The organism is Pseudomonas sp. GW821-FHT09E12, assembly GCF_059416085.1.
Genome location: NZ_JBWKOM010000012.1, coordinates 145,745 through 159,497, shown reverse-complemented (window position 1 = coordinate 159,497; position 13,753 = coordinate 145,745). Strand labels below are relative to the sequence as shown.

The window sequence follows — 13,753 nt, the reverse complement described above, 5'->3', positions numbered from 1 at the left end:
CTCAGGCCAGCCCGACTTCCTGGATGTACAGGTAGAGGCTGGCGTTGCTGTCCAGGCCCAGCTTGCGCATGGCGCTGCTCTTCTGGCTGCTGATGGTCTGCTTGGAACGATTGAGGTGCAGGGCGATTTCATTGACCGACAACCCGGCGCCGTAGAGGCGTAGCACCTCGACTTCGCGAGGGGACAGTTGTTCGACCTCGGCCATAGGCTCCACGGGGTCGAACAGATGCCGGATGGACGGGGAGACGAAGGGTTTGGCTTGGCTTGCGCGAATGGCCTTTTGCAGGTCGCCTTGTACCCCGCGCTTGCTGATCAACCCCTGGACCCCCAGCTTGAGGATCGAGGCCAGCAGCGCCGGGTTGTTGAGCATGGTCACCACGATGACTGCGATCTCGGGGTAACGGCGGCGCAACTGTTCGATCAGACGGATGCCGTCGGCCTGTTCGCTGTGGGGCATCATCAGATCAGTGACGACCAGATCGCAGGGCTGTTCGGCCAACAGCTGGAACAGCCCTTCGACATTCTGGGCCTCGCCGACGATCTGCAACGTGCTGTCGCCGCTGAGCGAGGCGCGGATGCCGATCAGTGTCAGCAGATGATCGTCGACGAGTATTACTTTCCTTTGCATCTGTGGCGGGTTCCTGTCCGTGCGTAGCGAGAGCATAGAGTTAAGCAGAACGCATGCAAGTATCTGACAGTGTCAGTGGTGCGCAGGGTACTCCTGTCGCGTGGCGCGATGAAGTGTCCACCGCTTCAGGCAAAACAGGCGTTGGCCTGACAGCGGGCATGGGGCAGGGGATGTCCGTAAAGCATTGGCAAATAGGAGGGAGTAAGGGGGCGTAACAGCCAGCAGGACCAGGAGTCCCATCGGCGAGCCCGTGGCTTGGGTTTCAAGCCACGGGGCATTTCGCACAGGTCAGATCAGACGTTGAAACGGAAGTGCATCACGTCGCCGTCCTTGACGATGTAGTCCTTGCCTTCCAGGCGCCATTTGCCGGCTTCCTTGGCACCGGCTTCACCCTTGAACTGGATGAAGTCGTTGTAGGCGATCACTTCGGCGCGGATGAAGCCTTTCTCGAAGTCGGTGTGGATCACTGCGGCGGCCTGCGGCGCGGTAGCGCCGACGCGGACGGTCCAGGCGCGCACTTCCTTGACGCCGGCGGTGAAGTAGGTCTGCAGGTGCAGCATTTCGTAGCCGGCGCGGATCACGCGATTCAGGCCAGGTTCTTCGAGGCCCAGGGCTTCGAGGAACATGTCTTTCTCTTCGCCGTCTTCAAGTTCGGCGATTTCCGCTTCGATCTTGTTGCAGACCGGCACAACCACGGCGCCTTCTTCTTCGGCGATGGCCTTGACCACGTCAAGGTGCGGGTTATTTTCGAAACCGTCTTCAGCAACGTTGGCGATGTACATGACCGGCTTGGTGGTCAGCAGGTGGAAGCCTTTGATCACTGCTTTTTCGTCGGCGCTCATGTTCTTCATCAGGCTGCGCGCTGGCTTGCCTTCGGTGAAGTGCGCGATCAGTTGCTCGAGCAGGGCTTTCTGCGCCACGGCGTCCTTGTCACCGCCCTTGGCGTTGCGCGCAACTTTCTGCAGTTGCTTTTCGCAGCTGTCGAGGTCGGCGAAGATCAGTTCCAGGTCGATGATCTCGATGTCGCGTTTCGGGTCGACGCTGTTGGACACGTGGATCACGTTGTCGTCTTCGAAGCAGCGGACCACGTGGGCGATGGCATCGGTTTCGCGGATGTTGGCCAGGAACTTGTTACCCAGGCCTTCACCTTTCGAGGCGCCCGCCACCAGGCCGGCGATGTCGACGAACTCCATGGTGGTCGGCAGCACGCGCTCGGGCACTACGATGGCGGCCAGGGCGTCCAGACGCGGATCCGGCATCGGCACGATGCCGCTGTTCGGCTCGATGGTGCAGAAGGGGAAGTTCTCGGCCGCGATACCGGATTTGGTCAGGGCGTTGAACAGGGTGGACTTGCCGACGTTAGGCAGGCCGACGATGCCGCAGTTGAATCCCATGGTGTTTCCCCTCGGATAAGAGTCAGGCCTTCTGGCTGTGCAGGTTTTTCATCGCACGGTTCCATTCCCCGGCGAAGATATCCGGCAGCACGCCGAGGGCAAAATCGATGCTGGCATCGAGCTTTTCCTGTTCGGCGCGCGGCGCACGACCCAGGACAAAGTTCGAGACCATGCTGGCGACGCCTGGGTGGCCGATGCCAAGCCGCAAGCGGTGAAAGGTATTCTGGTTGCCCAGTTGCGCGATGATGTCGCGCAACCCGTTGTGCCCGCCATGCCCGCCGCCCTGTTTGAGCTTGGCGACGCCGGGTGGCAGGTCGAGTTCGTCATGCGCCACCAGGATTTCTTCGGGTTTGATACGGAAGAAACCGGCCAATGCCGCCACGGCCTGGCCGCTGCGGTTCATGTAGGTGGTGGGTATCAGCAGGCGAATGTCCTGACCCTGGTGCGAAAAGCGCCCGGTCAGGCCGAAATATTTGCGATCGGCCACAAGGCTGACGCCTTGTTTCTCGGCGATGCGCTCAACAAAAAGGGCCCCTGCGTTATGCCGGGTCTGTTCGTATTCGGCGCCTGGATTACCCAGGCCAACGATCAGTTTGATGGCAGTCACGATAGGGGCCCTTCCTTGGAGTTGTGGATAACATCGCCGCGACTGGAGTGTGCGGCGAAAGTGGACGACAAGTGCTCATTTACCATTATGTAAACTCCGCGTTCCCGCCCGCTTTCTCGCTACGTTCCAGTCCGCGATGTTTCCGGTAACTCCGGCAAGCAGAGTGAATTACTCTGCAGCGCCTTCTGCAGCTTCTGGAGCAACACGTGGAGCGTGAACGTTGGCAACAGCCAGGTCGTTACCGTGAGCCAGAGCAACGAACTCAACGCCTTTAGGGGCCTTGATGTTCGACAGGTGAACGATGGTGCCGATTTCAGCGTCGCCCAGGTCGACTTCGATGAACTCAGGCAGGTCTTTCGGCAGGCAGGACACTTCGATTTCAGCGATAACGTGCGAAATCTCGCCGCCTTTCTTGACCGGAGCAGCTTCGTTGATGAAGTGCACTGGAACGATAGCGGTCAGTTTCTGACCAGCAACAACGCGTACGAAGTCAGCGTGCATCACGTGGCCTTTGGCCGGGTGACGTTGCAGCGCCTTGATCACGACGTTTTGCTTGGTGCCGCCAACGTTCAGTTCGATAACGTGGCTGAAAGCCGCTTCGTTTTCGAGCAGTTTGGCAACTTCTTTGGCCAGCATGCTGATGGATTCAGGGGCTTTGTCGCCACCGTAAACTACAGCTGGAACCAGGCTTGCGAGACGACGCAGGCGGCGGCTCGCACCTTTCCCCAGGTCGGAACGCAGTTCAGCATTCAGAGTAAAATCGTTCATGTTGTATCTCCAAAATAACCACACTCGCCCCAGCGTTTGCGACCAGCGCTAAAGGCGATATGGGCAAAAAAGCCCCGCCCCAACAGGAATGCTGGGGCGGGGCGCTTTTCGTCATCGAGATGTAAGGCTAGGGCAGGGCCCTAGCGGAACATCGCGCTGATCGATTCTTCGTTGCTGATACGGCGAACCGCTTCGGCAACAACCGGTGCGATATCCAGTTGACGGATACGTGCACAGGCTTGTGCTGCAGCGGACAGCGGGATGGTGTTGGTCACCACCAGCTCGTCCAGCACGGAATTTTCAATGTTTTCGATTGCTCGACCCGACAGCACAGGGTGTGTGCAGTAGGCAAAGACCTTGGCAGCGCCATGCTCTTTCAGGGCCTTGGCCGCATGGCACAGGGTGCCGGCGGTATCGACCATGTCGTCAACCAGGATGCAGGTACGGCCTTCAACGTCACCGATGATATGCATCACTTCAGAGTGATTGGCTTTCTCGCGGCGCTTGTCGATGATCCCGAGATCCACGCCCAGGGATTTGGCCACGGCACGTGCACGCACGACGCCGCCAATGTCCGGGGAGACGATCATCAGGTTTTCGAAACGTTGGTCTTCGATGTCATCCACCAGAACCGGGGAGCCGTAGATGTTATCTACCGGAATATCGAAGAAGCCCTGAATCTGGTCAGCATGCAAATCAACCGTGAGAACACGGTCGATGCCGACTACGGTAAGCATGTCAGCCACGACTTTCGCGCTGATAGCCACACGTGCGGAACGCGGACGGCGATCCTGACGGGCATAACCAAAGTAAGGAATTACAGCAGTGATTCGAGTCGCTGAGGAGCGGCGGAAGGCATCAGCCATCACGACGAGTTCCATCAGGTTATCGTTGGTCGGAGCGCAAGTCGGCTGAATAATGAAGACGTCTTTACCGCGGACATTTTCATTGATCTCAGCGGTAATTTCGCCGTCGGAAAATTTACCGACAGAGATGTCACCGAGAGGGATATGCAGCTGACGTACGACACGCCGAGCCAGATCGGGGTTAGCGTTCCCCGTAAAGACCATCATCTTGGACACGCGCAGTACCTGAAGGCTGAGGGTATACCTGGATGAGTATAAGGAAAATGGCAGGGGCGGCTGGATTCGAACCAACGCATGGCAGGATCAAAACCTGCTGCCTTACCGCTTGGCGACGCCCCTGTATCTGTTGCATCAAGTGCCTGGCACTTGGTTCCTTTTAGAGCAGACTTTGCAGCTTGCGATGCAACATCGAAACGTTGCTTCCTTTTGCTACAAACCCTGTAAGGGTCTCTGTAAGAAGGGCCGAGACTTTATCAGCTTCAGCTTTGCTTGGGAAGCCCCCAAACACACAACTTCCAGTTCCGGTCAGTTTTGCCTCGGTAAATTTACCGAGCAAATTCAATGCGTTACGTACATCTGGATAACGCCTTGCAACCACCGGCAAACAGTCATTTCTGCCGTTTCCCTTGGGAACGGGGCGCACTTTAATGGGCGGAGTGTCACGTGTCAACAGCGGATCTGAAAAAATTTCTGCTGTACTTACAGAGACTTGCGGCACCAGCACGAGATACCAAGGTTCCTCGGGGTCTACAGGGGTGAGTTTTTCTCCCACGCCCTCGGCGAAAGCCGCATGCCCCCGCACGAAAACCGGCACGTCGGCGCCCAGGGAAAGGCCCAGCGCGGCCAGGCGATCTTCGTTCCAGCCCAGTTGCCAGAGGTGATTCAGGCCCAGCAAAGTGGTTGCTGCATTGGAACTGCCGCCACCGATGCCGCCGCCCATGGGCAGGACTTTCTCGATCCAGATATCGATGCCCAACGGGCATGCGGACTGTTCCTGAAGCTGTTTGGCCGCGCGCACGATCAGGTTGCTGTCGTGGGGGACGCCGGCGAACTCCGTATGCAGGCGAATGACGCCGTCATCGCGCACGGCAAAGGTGATTTCATCGCCGTAATCGAGAAACTGAAAAATCGTCTGCAGTTCGTGATAGCCGTCTTCACGGCGACCGAGGATATGCAGCATTAGATTGAGTTTTGCCGGGGAGGGCAGGGTCAATCGTGGCGCGCTCATGCTTACTGCCCCAGCTTGCGTGGTTGCCATTCCTTGATCACCAGCGTGACGTCAAGGTCGCGGCCATGCAGCTTGATCCGCTCGGGCAGCCAGTAACCGCTCTGTTGTGCATAACTCAGGTATTCGACCTGCCAGTTGTCCTGTTCGAGATTGGACAGGCGGCTGTCGCCATCCAGGGTCAGGCGACTCTTGCTGTCGGGGGCGGGCAGCCCGCGAACCCACCAGGCCAGATGCGAGACCGGCAGGTTCCAGCCCAACTGTTCTTCGAGCAGGGCTTCCGGAGTCGGGGCTTCGTAACGTCCCTGGTTGGCGACTTCCAGCGCGACCTTGCCGGGACGTCCGGTCAGGCGGGCGGCGCCGCGACCCAGCGGGCCGGACAGGCGGATATCGTAGTAATCCTGGCGCTGCAGCCAGAACAGCGTGCCGCTGCCCGAATCCTTGGGGGCGCGAATGCCGATCTTGCCGTTGATCTGCCAGCCGTCGAGGCCGCTCAGTTGCTGTTTGTGCTCGCGCCATAGTGCGGGGCTGCCGTGACCCTCGACGGATTCGCGGGTGCCGAAACCCGAGCAACCGGCGAGCAGAGCGATAAAGCTGAAAACGATAAGGTGGCGCAAAAACATAGTCTTAAAGGGTCTCTGATCCGGTCAGGCGCTTGATGGTGCTGCGCAGGATAGGGCTGTCTGGCTGGTCCTTGAGGAACTTGCTCCAGATCTGCTTGGCTTCGCGTTGCTTGCCATTGGCCCAGAGCACTTCGCCCAGGTGCGCGGCGACTTCCTGGTCGGGAAAGCGTTCCAGCGCCTGGCGCAGCAGGCGTTCGGCTTCCGCGAGGTTGCCCAGGCGATAGTTTACCCAGCCCAGGCTGTCGAGTACCGCCGGATCGTCCGGGGTCAGCTGGTGGGCCTGTTCGATCAGGGCCTTGGCTTCGGCGTAGCGGGTCGTGCGATCCGACAGGGTGTAGCCGAGGGCGTTCAATGCCATGGCGTTGTCCGGCTCGCGCTTGATGATCAGGCGCAGATCCTTTTCCATCTGGGCCAGGTCGTTGCGCTTCTCGGCCTGCATCGCACGGGTGTAGAGCAGGTTCACATCGTCCGGGTATTGCTGCAGGGCTTGCTGGAGAATCTTCCAGGCCTTGTCGCCCTGTTTGTTGGCGGACAGGGTTTCGGCTTCGATCAGGTACAGCTGGATGGCGTAGTCCGGCTGGGTGTCGCGGGCGGCGGCCAGGCGTTTTTCGGCTTCGGCGGTACGGCCGTTGTTCATCAGGATGTCGGCCTGGCGCAATTGTGCCGGCAGGTAGTCGGTACCTGGGCCGACCTGGCCGTATTCCGCCAGCGCGCCTTGCGGGTCGTTGAGTTCTTCGGCGATACGGCCCAGGTTCAGGTGCGCCGAATCGACGTGGCTTTCCCGGGCGATCAGGTCCTCCAGGTAACCCTTGGCTTCTTCCCAGTCCTTGGCTTCCAGGCAGACCAGCGCCAGGGAGTAACGCAGTTCGTCATCTTCCGGATACTGCTGGACCAGGCTGGAGAACTGGGCCTTGGCGTCGTCCATGCGATCCTGCTCGACCAGCATGCGCGCGTAAGTCAGGCGCAGGCGCTTGTCGTCCGGGTACTTGCGAATGCTTTTTTCCAGCAGCGGCAGGGCTTCGTCGGCGCGGCTGAGGCTCTGCAGCAGGCGGGCGCGCAGGAGGATCGGCGCGATCTCGCCTTCTTCCGGCGGGTTCTGTTCCAGCAGCTTCAGGGCTTCGCGGGTATCGCCGTCCTGTTGCAGCAGCAGCGCCTTGCCGAACACCAGTTGGCCGTTGTTCGGGTGTTTTTGCAGCAAGCGGTCGAAACTCTTCATCAGGCCGTTGCGGGTGTCCTGGTCGGTGTCGGCGGCCGACAGCGCGAGGAAATCGAAATGGGTATCGCCCTTGCCCTGCAGGACTTTCTCCATATAGACCATGGATTCGTCGTAACGCCCGCTGCGGGCCAGCTGGATGGCGGCGGCACGCTGGGCTTCCAGGTCGTCCGGGGCGTTTTTCGCCCAGATCAGCGCAGTGTCCAGCGCGGCCTGGTCGGCGCCCAGGTATTCGGCGATGCGAAACGCCCGCTCGGAGATGCCCGGGTCCTGGGTATTGATGGCCTGGGTGACATAGTTGTCCAGGGCAATGTCGAAACGATTGCGTTGGCCAGCCAGCTCCGCGCTCAGCAGGCTGAAGACCGTGTCTTCGCTGAACGAGGAGTAAACCTTGGGCTTTTCAGGAGCCGGGGTAGTGTCTTCGACCGGCGGCGTACCGTCCGGTGAAACGGGTGCCAAGGCCTGGCAGCCGCTGAGGAAGACAAAAGCGAGGAGCAACGCGGAAGATCTATTCATATAGGAAGAGGACGACTAACCTGCGGTCGGATCATCATGACACAAGCCTTCGGCCAAACATAACCGAGACTCAGCGGATGCCTTACAGAGGCAGTCTATTGGGACAATAGTCGGCAGTGGTTGTTCTGAATCTTTTGAAGTAGGACAATTGTCGGCTTCTCGACATCATCAGCGACCTTGAATGGCCTTCCTCGCACTCGGTATTAACCACAAGACTGCTTCAGTAGACGTCCGCGAGCGCGTGGCCTTTACCCCTGAGCAGTTGGTTGAGGCCTTGCAGCAGCTCTGCCGCCTCACCGACAGCCGCGAAGCTGCGATCCTCTCCACCTGCAATCGCAGTGAACTCTATATAGAACAGGATCACCTTTCGGCGGATATCGTGCTGCGCTGGCTGGCCGAGTACCACCATCTGAGCCTCGAAGACCTGCGCGCCAGTGCCTATGTGCACGAAGACGATGCGGCCGTTCGTCACATGATGCGTGTCGCCTCGGGGCTGGATTCGCTGGTGCTGGGCGAACCGCAGATCCTCGGGCAGATGAAATCCGCCTACGCCGTGGCGCGTGAGGCCGGAACCATAGGCCCGCTGCTGGGGCGGCTGTTCCAGGCCACCTTCAGTGCCGCCAAGCAGGTACGCACCGACACCGCTATCGGCGAAAACCCGGTTTCCGTGGCCTTTGCCGCGGTGAGCCTGGCGAAACAGATTTTCAGCGATCTGCAGCGCAGCCAGGCGCTGCTGATCGGCGCCGGCGAGACCATTACCCTGGTCGCCCGCCACCTGCATGACCTGGGGGTCAAGCGCATCGTGGTCGCCAACCGCACGCTGGAGCGCGCCAGCACCCTGGCCGAACAGTTTGGAGCCCATGCCGTGCTGCTGTCGGATATTCCTCAGGAACTGGTGCACAGCGATATCGTCATCAGTTCCACTGCCAGCCAGCTGCCGATCCTTGGCAAGGGCGCGGTGGAAAGCGCGCTGAAGCTGCGCAAGCACAAGCCGATCTTCATGGTGGATATTGCCGTTCCGCGGGATATCGAACCGGAAGTCGGCGAGTTGGACGACGTTTACCTCTATACCGTCGACGATCTCCACGAAGTGGTCGCCGAAAACCTCAAGAGCCGCCAAGGCGCGGCGCAGGCGGCGGAAGAGCTGGTGAACATCGGCGCCGAGGACTTCATGGTGCGCCTGCGCGAGCTGGCTGCGGTGGACGTGCTCAAGGCGTATCGTCAGCAGAGCGAGCGCCTGCGCGACGAGGAACTGCAAAAGGCCCAGCGCATGCTGGCCAACGGCAGCAGCGCCGAAGACGTCCTGGTGCAACTGGCTCGCGGCCTGACCAACAAACTGCTGCATGCGCCCAGCGTCCAGTTGAAAAAACTGACCGCTGAAGGCCGCCTGGATGCGCTGGCCATGGCCCAGGAACTCTTTGCCCTCGGTGAGGGCGCTTCGGACTCTTCGGATAAAAAACCGCAATGAAAGCGTCACTGCTCAATAAGCTGGATGTCCTCCAGGACCGTTTCGAAGAACTGACCGCGTTGCTTGGCGACGGCGAAGTCATTTCCGATCAGGCCAAGTTCCGCGCCTATTCCAAGGAGTACGCGGAAGTCGAGCCGATCGTCGAGACCTATAAACAGGTGCTCAAGGTCCAGGCCGACCTCGAGGGTGCCCAGGCGCTGCTCAAGGACAGCGATCCGGACATGCGCGAAATGGCGGTGGAAGAAGTTCGCGAGGCCAAGGAACAACTGGTCGAACTGGAAAGTACCCTGCAACGCATGCTGCTGCCCAAGGACCCCAACGACGGGCGCAATGTGTTCCTGGAAATCCGCGCCGGCACCGGTGGCGACGAGGCGGCGATCTTCTCCGGCGACCTGTTCCGCATGTATTCGCGTTATGCCGAGCGGCGTGGCTGGCGGCTGGAGATCCTCTCGGAAAACGAGGGCGAGCACGGTGGCTATAAAGAAGTCATTGCCCGGGTCGAAGGCGAGAACGTCTACGGCAAGCTGAAATTCGAATCAGGCGCCCACCGCGTGCAGCGGGTGCCGGCCACCGAGTCCCAGGGCCGCATCCATACTTCGGCCTGCACCGTGGCGGTGCTGCCCGAGCCGGACGAACAGGAAGCCATCGAGATCAACCCCGCGGACCTGCGAATCGATACCTACCGCTCCTCCGGTGCCGGTGGCCAGCACGTCAACAAGACCGACTCGGCGATCCGCATCACCCACATCCCGTCGGGAATCGTGGTCGAGTGCCAGGAAGAACGTTCCCAGCACAAGAACCGGGCGCGGGCCATGTCCTGGCTGTCGGCCAAGCTCAACGACCAGCAGACCAGCGCCGCGGCCAACGCGATTGCCAGCGAACGCAAGCTGCTGGTGGGTTCGGGCGACCGTTCTGAGCGCATTCGCACCTACAACTTTCCCCAGGGCCGGGTGACCGATCACCGTGTCAACCTGACCCTCTATTCCCTGGATGAAATCCTCGCCGGTGGCGTCGAAGCCGTGATCGAACCGCTTCTGGCCGAATACCAGGCCGATCAACTTGCGGCACTGGGCGAGTAAACATAAATGACCATCATCGCCAGCCTGTTGCGCGCCGCCCAATTGCCCGATTCGCCCACGGCCCGCCTGGATGCCGAGTTGCTGCTGGCCGCTGCGCTGGGCAAGCCGCGCAGCTTCCTGCACACCTGGCCCGAGCGGATCGTGCCCAGCGAAGCGGCATTGACCTTCGCCAGTTACCTGCAGCGGCGCCGTTCCGGCGAGCCGGTGGCTTATATCCTTGGCCAGCAGGGCTTCTGGAAACTCGATCTGGAAGTGGCGCCACACACCCTGATTCCGCGCCCCGACACCGAATTGCTGGTGGAGGCGGCGCTGGAACTGCTGCCCGCCACCCCGGCCAAGGTGCTCGACCTGGGCACCGGCAGCGGCGCCATCGCCCTGGCCCTGGCCAGCGAGCGCCCGGGGTGGCGGGTCACCGCGGTCGACCGGGTGCTGGAAGCCGTGGCCTTGGCCGAACGCAACCGCCAGCGCCTGCAACTGGACAATGTCACGGTGCTGAGCAGCCATTGGTTCAGTGCCCTCCCAGGCGAGCGTTATCGGCTGATCATCAGCAATCCGCCCTATATCGCCGACGCCGACCCGCACCTGGCGGCTGGCGATGTGCGTTTCGAGCCGGAGAGCGCCCTGGTCGCGGGCAAGGACGGGCTGGACGACCTGCGCCTGATCATCGCCCAGGCGCCAGAGCACCTCGAGGCTGGCGGCTGGTTGATGCTCGAGCATGGCTACGACCAGGCGCCGGCTGTACGCGACCTGTTACTCAGCCAAGGGTTTGCCGAGGTGCACAGCCGTGTCGACCTGGGCGGTCATGAACGCATCAGCTTAGGAAACCTGCCGTGCTGAACGATCAGGAGTTGTTGCGCTACAGCCGGCAGATTCTGTTGCAGCACGTCGACATCGACGGCCAGTTGCGACTCAAGACCAGCCGCGTATTGATCGTCGGCCTGGGTGGCCTGGGCGCTCCGGTGGCCTTGTACCTGGCCGCCGCGGGCGTCGGCGAGCTGCACCTGGCCGACTTCGATACGGTCGACCTGACCAACCTGCAACGCCAGATCATTCATGACACCGACAGCATCGGCCTGAGCAAGGTCGATTCGGCGATGGGGCGTTTGTCCGCGATCAATCCCGAAATCCAGCTGGTGCCTCATCGTGCCGCGCTGGATGCCGACTCCCTGGTGGCCGCGGTCACGGCGGTGGACCTGGTGCTCGATTGCACCGACAACTTCTCGACCCGCGAAGCAGTGAATGCCGCCTGTGTCGCCGCCGGCAAGCCGCTGGTCAGCGGCGCGGCGATTCGCCTGGAAGGGCAACTGTCGGTGTTCGACCCACGGCGTCCCGAGAGCCCGTGCTACCACTGCTTATATGGGCACGGCAGCGAAGCCGAACTGACCTGCAGCGAGGCCGGTGTGCTCGGGCCGCTGGTGGGGCTGGTGGGCAGCTTGCAGGCCCTCGAGGCCTTGAAGCTGCTGGTGGGGTTCGGCGAGCCGCTGGTGGGTCGCCTGTTGTTGATCGATGCCCTGGGCACGCGCTTTCGCGAACTGCGGGTCAAGCGCGACCCGGGCTGCAGCGTCTGTGGGGGGGCACATGCGTGAGGCGCCGATCGGTGTCTTCGACTCCGGCGTCGGCGGCCTGTCGGTGCTGGCGGAGATCCAGCAGCGCCTGCCCCATGAATCGCTGCTATATGTAGCCGATTGCGGCAACATTCCCTACGGCGAGAAAACTCCCGAATTCATCCGTCAGCGTTGCAGCCTGGTCGCCGGGTTTTTCCGCGAGCAGGGCGCCAAGGCGCTAGTGCTGGCCTGCAACACCGCGACTGTGGCCGCTGTCGCCGACCTGCGTCGGGACTACCCGGACTGGCCTATCATCGGCATGGAGCCCGCGGTCAAGCCGGCTGCTGCCGCCACCCGCAGCGGCGTGGTCGGCGTGCTGGCCACCACCGGAACCTTGCAGAGTGCCAAGTTCGCCGCCTTGCTCGATCGTTTCGCCACCGATATCAAGGTCATTACCCGGCCATGTCCGGGCCTGGTGGAACGGATCGAAGCCGGGGACCTGCACAGCCCCGCGTTGCGCCAACTGCTGCAGGGTTATGTCGAACCGCTGCTGGCGGCCGGCTGTGACACCCTCATCCTCGGCTGCACCCACTATCCGTTTCTCAAGCCGTTGCTCAAGTCGATGATCCCCGAGGACATCAGCCTGATCGATACCGGGGCCGCGGTTGCCCGCCAGTTGGAGCGCCTGCTCGGCGAGCGCGAGCTGTTGGCTGCGGGGCCTGCACGCCAGGCCCGGTTCTGGACCAGTGGCGATCCGTGTCACTTCAGACATATTCTGCCGTTGCTCTGGAAAGAGGCGGGAGCGGTGCAAAGCTTCGCTTTATAAAAAATCCTGCAGAAGAGCTGATTTGCTCTGAACTTCTGTTCAAGCGCAGATTTCTATTAACGTGTCTGCGGAATCTGTACAACACCATACAAATCGTTTGAAAAGGATGTTCCTGATGAGACGAATGTTTTGTTTGGCCGCGCTTGCGGCCGCGCTGTTGGGGCAAAGTTTTTCGGCACAGGCGGCCGGCGTCGAGTTTTCGGTGGGGCAGACCGGCGATTCGACCCAGACCTATCGCCTGGGCATGCAATTCGATTGGGACAAAAGCTGGCTGCAAAGCGATGTCGGTCGCCTGACCGGCTACTGGAGCGGCGCCTATACCTTCTGGGATGGCGACGAGAAGTCCAGCAACCACAGCCTGTCGTTCTCGCCGGTGCTGGTGTACGAATTTGCCGGGCAGAACATCAAGCCTTACATCGAGGCGGGGATTGGCGTGGCGGTGTTCGCCAACACCGAGGTGGAGGACAACAAGCTGGGTTCGGCGTTCCAGTTCGAGGACCGCTTCGGTTTCGGCCTGCGGTTCAACGGCGGGCATGAAGTCGGTCTCCGTGCCACGCACTATTCCAACGCTGGCATCGCGACGCCCAACGACGGTGTAGAGAGCTACTCGCTGCATTACACCATGCCGTTGTAAGACCCTTTCAGCGATACGCCGTGGCGATGCCGCGGCGTTCGTTGAGGCAGTCCGCTTCCCCCATCTCGAATTCCCGGCAGATCAGTGGCCGTTGTTCGTAGATGCTGCACAGCATGCTGTTGCGATCCAGCGCGGCACACCAGCCATCATCCAGTCGCAACATGACTTCGCCGCCCCAGTCGTCGGTGTCGATAAAATGTTCGGGCACCCCGGTTTCGGTGATCAGCATCACTTCCAGTTGGCAGCAGCAGGCCGCGCAGCTCGAGCAGGTGACCGCCGTTTCGGCGATCTGGGTGACAGGAATAGTGGTCATAGGCGCGCAGTGTAAGGCAAGTGGCCGCAGACTGTGTGAAACCACTGAC

At 61.0% G+C, this 13,753-nt stretch carries 15 protein-coding genes and 1 tRNA gene; 6 read left to right on the top strand and 10 right to left on the bottom strand.

Going from position 1 to position 13,753, the window contains the following annotated elements; translation table 11 throughout:
- Position 1: 1 nt before the first annotated feature.
- From AC07PQ_RS28800 to AC07PQ_RS28760, 9 genes are all read right to left on the bottom strand, one after another.
- Complete coding sequence (locus AC07PQ_RS28800; RefSeq protein ID WP_007928336.1) at positions 2-628, bottom strand: response regulator; 627 nt, start codon at positions 626-628, stop codon at positions 2-4.
- A gap of 293 nt (positions 629-921) precedes the next feature.
- On the bottom strand, positions 922-2,022 hold the full coding sequence (gene ychF, locus AC07PQ_RS28795) for a redox-regulated ATPase YchF (RefSeq protein WP_007928338.1): 1,101 nt from the start codon (positions 2,020-2,022) through the stop codon (positions 922-924).
- Positions 2,023-2,044: 22 nt separating this feature from the next.
- Positions 2,045-2,629 (bottom strand): aminoacyl-tRNA hydrolase, encoded by a 585-nt coding sequence (pth, locus tag AC07PQ_RS28790; protein ID WP_007928340.1) that lies wholly within the window; start codon positions 2,627-2,629, stop codon positions 2,045-2,047.
- Between the two features lie 168 nt (positions 2,630-2,797).
- Positions 2,798-3,397: a 50S ribosomal protein L25/general stress protein Ctc gene (locus tag AC07PQ_RS28785; RefSeq protein ID WP_007928342.1), complete on the bottom strand. Its 600-nt coding sequence runs from the start codon at positions 3,395-3,397 to the stop codon at positions 2,798-2,800.
- Between the two features lie 140 nt (positions 3,398-3,537).
- Positions 3,538-4,479, bottom strand: coding sequence for a ribose-phosphate pyrophosphokinase (locus AC07PQ_RS28780; RefSeq protein ID WP_003171603.1), 942 nt, complete (start codon positions 4,477-4,479; stop codon positions 3,538-3,540).
- 48 nt (positions 4,480-4,527) lie between these two features.
- Positions 4,528-4,602: transfer RNA gene (locus AC07PQ_RS28775), tRNA-Gln, on the bottom strand.
- Between the two features lie 37 nt (positions 4,603-4,639).
- Positions 4,640-5,491, bottom strand: coding sequence for a 4-(cytidine 5'-diphospho)-2-C-methyl-D-erythritol kinase (gene ispE, locus AC07PQ_RS28770; protein WP_053262602.1), 852 nt, complete (start codon positions 5,489-5,491; stop codon positions 4,640-4,642).
- A 2-nt stretch (positions 5,492-5,493) separates the two neighbouring features.
- Positions 5,494-6,111: a lipoprotein insertase outer membrane protein LolB gene (lolB, locus tag AC07PQ_RS28765; protein ID WP_007928346.1), complete on the bottom strand. Its 618-nt coding sequence runs from the start codon at positions 6,109-6,111 to the stop codon at positions 5,494-5,496.
- A gap of 4 nt (positions 6,112-6,115) precedes the next feature.
- On the bottom strand, positions 6,116-7,840 hold the full coding sequence (locus tag AC07PQ_RS28760; RefSeq protein ID WP_007928348.1) for a tetratricopeptide repeat protein: 1,725 nt from the start codon (positions 7,838-7,840) through the stop codon (positions 6,116-6,118).
- A 181-nt stretch (positions 7,841-8,021) separates the two neighbouring features.
- On the opposite strand from AC07PQ_RS28760, the gene hemA reads away from it, so the two are divergent.
- The 6 genes from hemA (at position 8,022) to AC07PQ_RS28730 (ending at position 13,391) form a co-directional block, all read left to right on the top strand.
- Complete coding sequence (gene hemA / locus AC07PQ_RS28755) at positions 8,022-9,308, top strand: glutamyl-tRNA reductase (protein WP_007928350.1); 1,287 nt, start codon at positions 8,022-8,024, stop codon at positions 9,306-9,308.
- On the top strand, positions 9,305-10,387 hold the full coding sequence (gene prfA / locus AC07PQ_RS28750; protein WP_007928353.1) for a peptide chain release factor 1: 1,083 nt from the start codon (positions 9,305-9,307) through the stop codon (positions 10,385-10,387). Before hemA ends, prfA begins: the two co-directional genes overlap by 4 nt.
- A gap of 6 nt (positions 10,388-10,393) precedes the next feature.
- Positions 10,394-11,224 (top strand): peptide chain release factor N(5)-glutamine methyltransferase, encoded by an 831-nt coding sequence (gene prmC / locus AC07PQ_RS28745; protein ID WP_493186636.1) that lies wholly within the window; start codon positions 10,394-10,396, stop codon positions 11,222-11,224.
- Positions 11,218-11,973: a molybdopterin-synthase adenylyltransferase MoeB gene (locus AC07PQ_RS28740; RefSeq protein ID WP_493186635.1), complete on the top strand. Its 756-nt coding sequence runs from the start codon at positions 11,218-11,220 to the stop codon at positions 11,971-11,973. The genes prmC and AC07PQ_RS28740 overlap by 7 nt, the downstream gene beginning before the upstream one ends.
- Positions 11,966-12,757 carry a glutamate racemase gene (gene murI, locus AC07PQ_RS28735; protein WP_101339076.1) on the top strand — a complete coding sequence of 264 codons (792 nt, stop codon included), beginning with the start codon at positions 11,966-11,968 and terminating at the stop codon, positions 12,755-12,757. Before AC07PQ_RS28740 ends, murI begins: the two co-directional genes overlap by 8 nt.
- Before the next feature lie 115 nt (positions 12,758-12,872).
- The gene (locus AC07PQ_RS28730; RefSeq protein WP_007928361.1) at positions 12,873-13,391 is read left to right on the top strand and encodes an acyloxyacyl hydrolase; all 519 of its coding nucleotides are present in this window, start codon (positions 12,873-12,875) and stop codon (positions 13,389-13,391) included.
- Between the two features lie 7 nt (positions 13,392-13,398).
- Here the strand turns inward: AC07PQ_RS28730 and AC07PQ_RS28725 are convergent, their stop codons facing one another.
- Complete coding sequence (locus AC07PQ_RS28725; RefSeq protein WP_493186634.1) at positions 13,399-13,704, bottom strand: YkgJ family cysteine cluster protein; 306 nt, start codon at positions 13,702-13,704, stop codon at positions 13,399-13,401.
- Positions 13,705-13,753: the final 49 nt, after the last annotated feature.

Excerpts from the sequence above, each read along its gene's own strand:
- lolB (WP_007928346.1), bottom strand. The coding sequence starts at position 6,111 with ATGTTTTTGCGCCACCTTATCGTTTTCAGCTTTATCGCTCTGCTCGCC.
- murI (WP_101339076.1), top strand. The coding sequence starts at position 11,966 with ATGCGTGAGGCGCCGATCGGTGTCTTCGACTCCGGCGTCGGCGGCCTG.
- prmC (WP_493186636.1), top strand. The coding sequence starts at position 10,394 with ATGACCATCATCGCCAGCCTGTTGCGCGCCGCCCAATTGCCCGATTCG.
- hemA (WP_007928350.1), top strand. The coding sequence starts at position 8,022 with ATGGCCTTCCTCGCACTCGGTATTAACCACAAGACTGCTTCAGTAGAC.
- prfA (WP_007928353.1), top strand. The coding sequence starts at position 9,305 with ATGAAAGCGTCACTGCTCAATAAGCTGGATGTCCTCCAGGACCGTTTC.
- ispE (WP_053262602.1), bottom strand. The coding sequence starts at position 5,491 with ATGAGCGCGCCACGATTGACCCTGCCCTCCCCGGCAAAACTCAATCTA.
- AC07PQ_RS28725 (WP_493186634.1), bottom strand. The coding sequence starts at position 13,704 with ATGACCACTATTCCTGTCACCCAGATCGCCGAAACGGCGGTCACCTGC.
- AC07PQ_RS28785 (WP_007928342.1), bottom strand. The coding sequence starts at position 3,397 with ATGAACGATTTTACTCTGAATGCTGAACTGCGTTCCGACCTGGGGAAA.
- AC07PQ_RS28800 (WP_007928336.1), bottom strand. The coding sequence starts at position 628 with ATGCAAAGGAAAGTAATACTCGTCGACGATCATCTGCTGACACTGATC.
- AC07PQ_RS28760 (WP_007928348.1), bottom strand. The coding sequence starts at position 7,840 with ATGAATAGATCTTCCGCGTTGCTCCTCGCTTTTGTCTTCCTCAGCGGC.
- ychF (WP_007928338.1), bottom strand. The coding sequence starts at position 2,022 with ATGGGATTCAACTGCGGCATCGTCGGCCTGCCTAACGTCGGCAAGTCC.
- AC07PQ_RS28730 (WP_007928361.1), top strand. The coding sequence starts at position 12,873 with ATGAGACGAATGTTTTGTTTGGCCGCGCTTGCGGCCGCGCTGTTGGGG.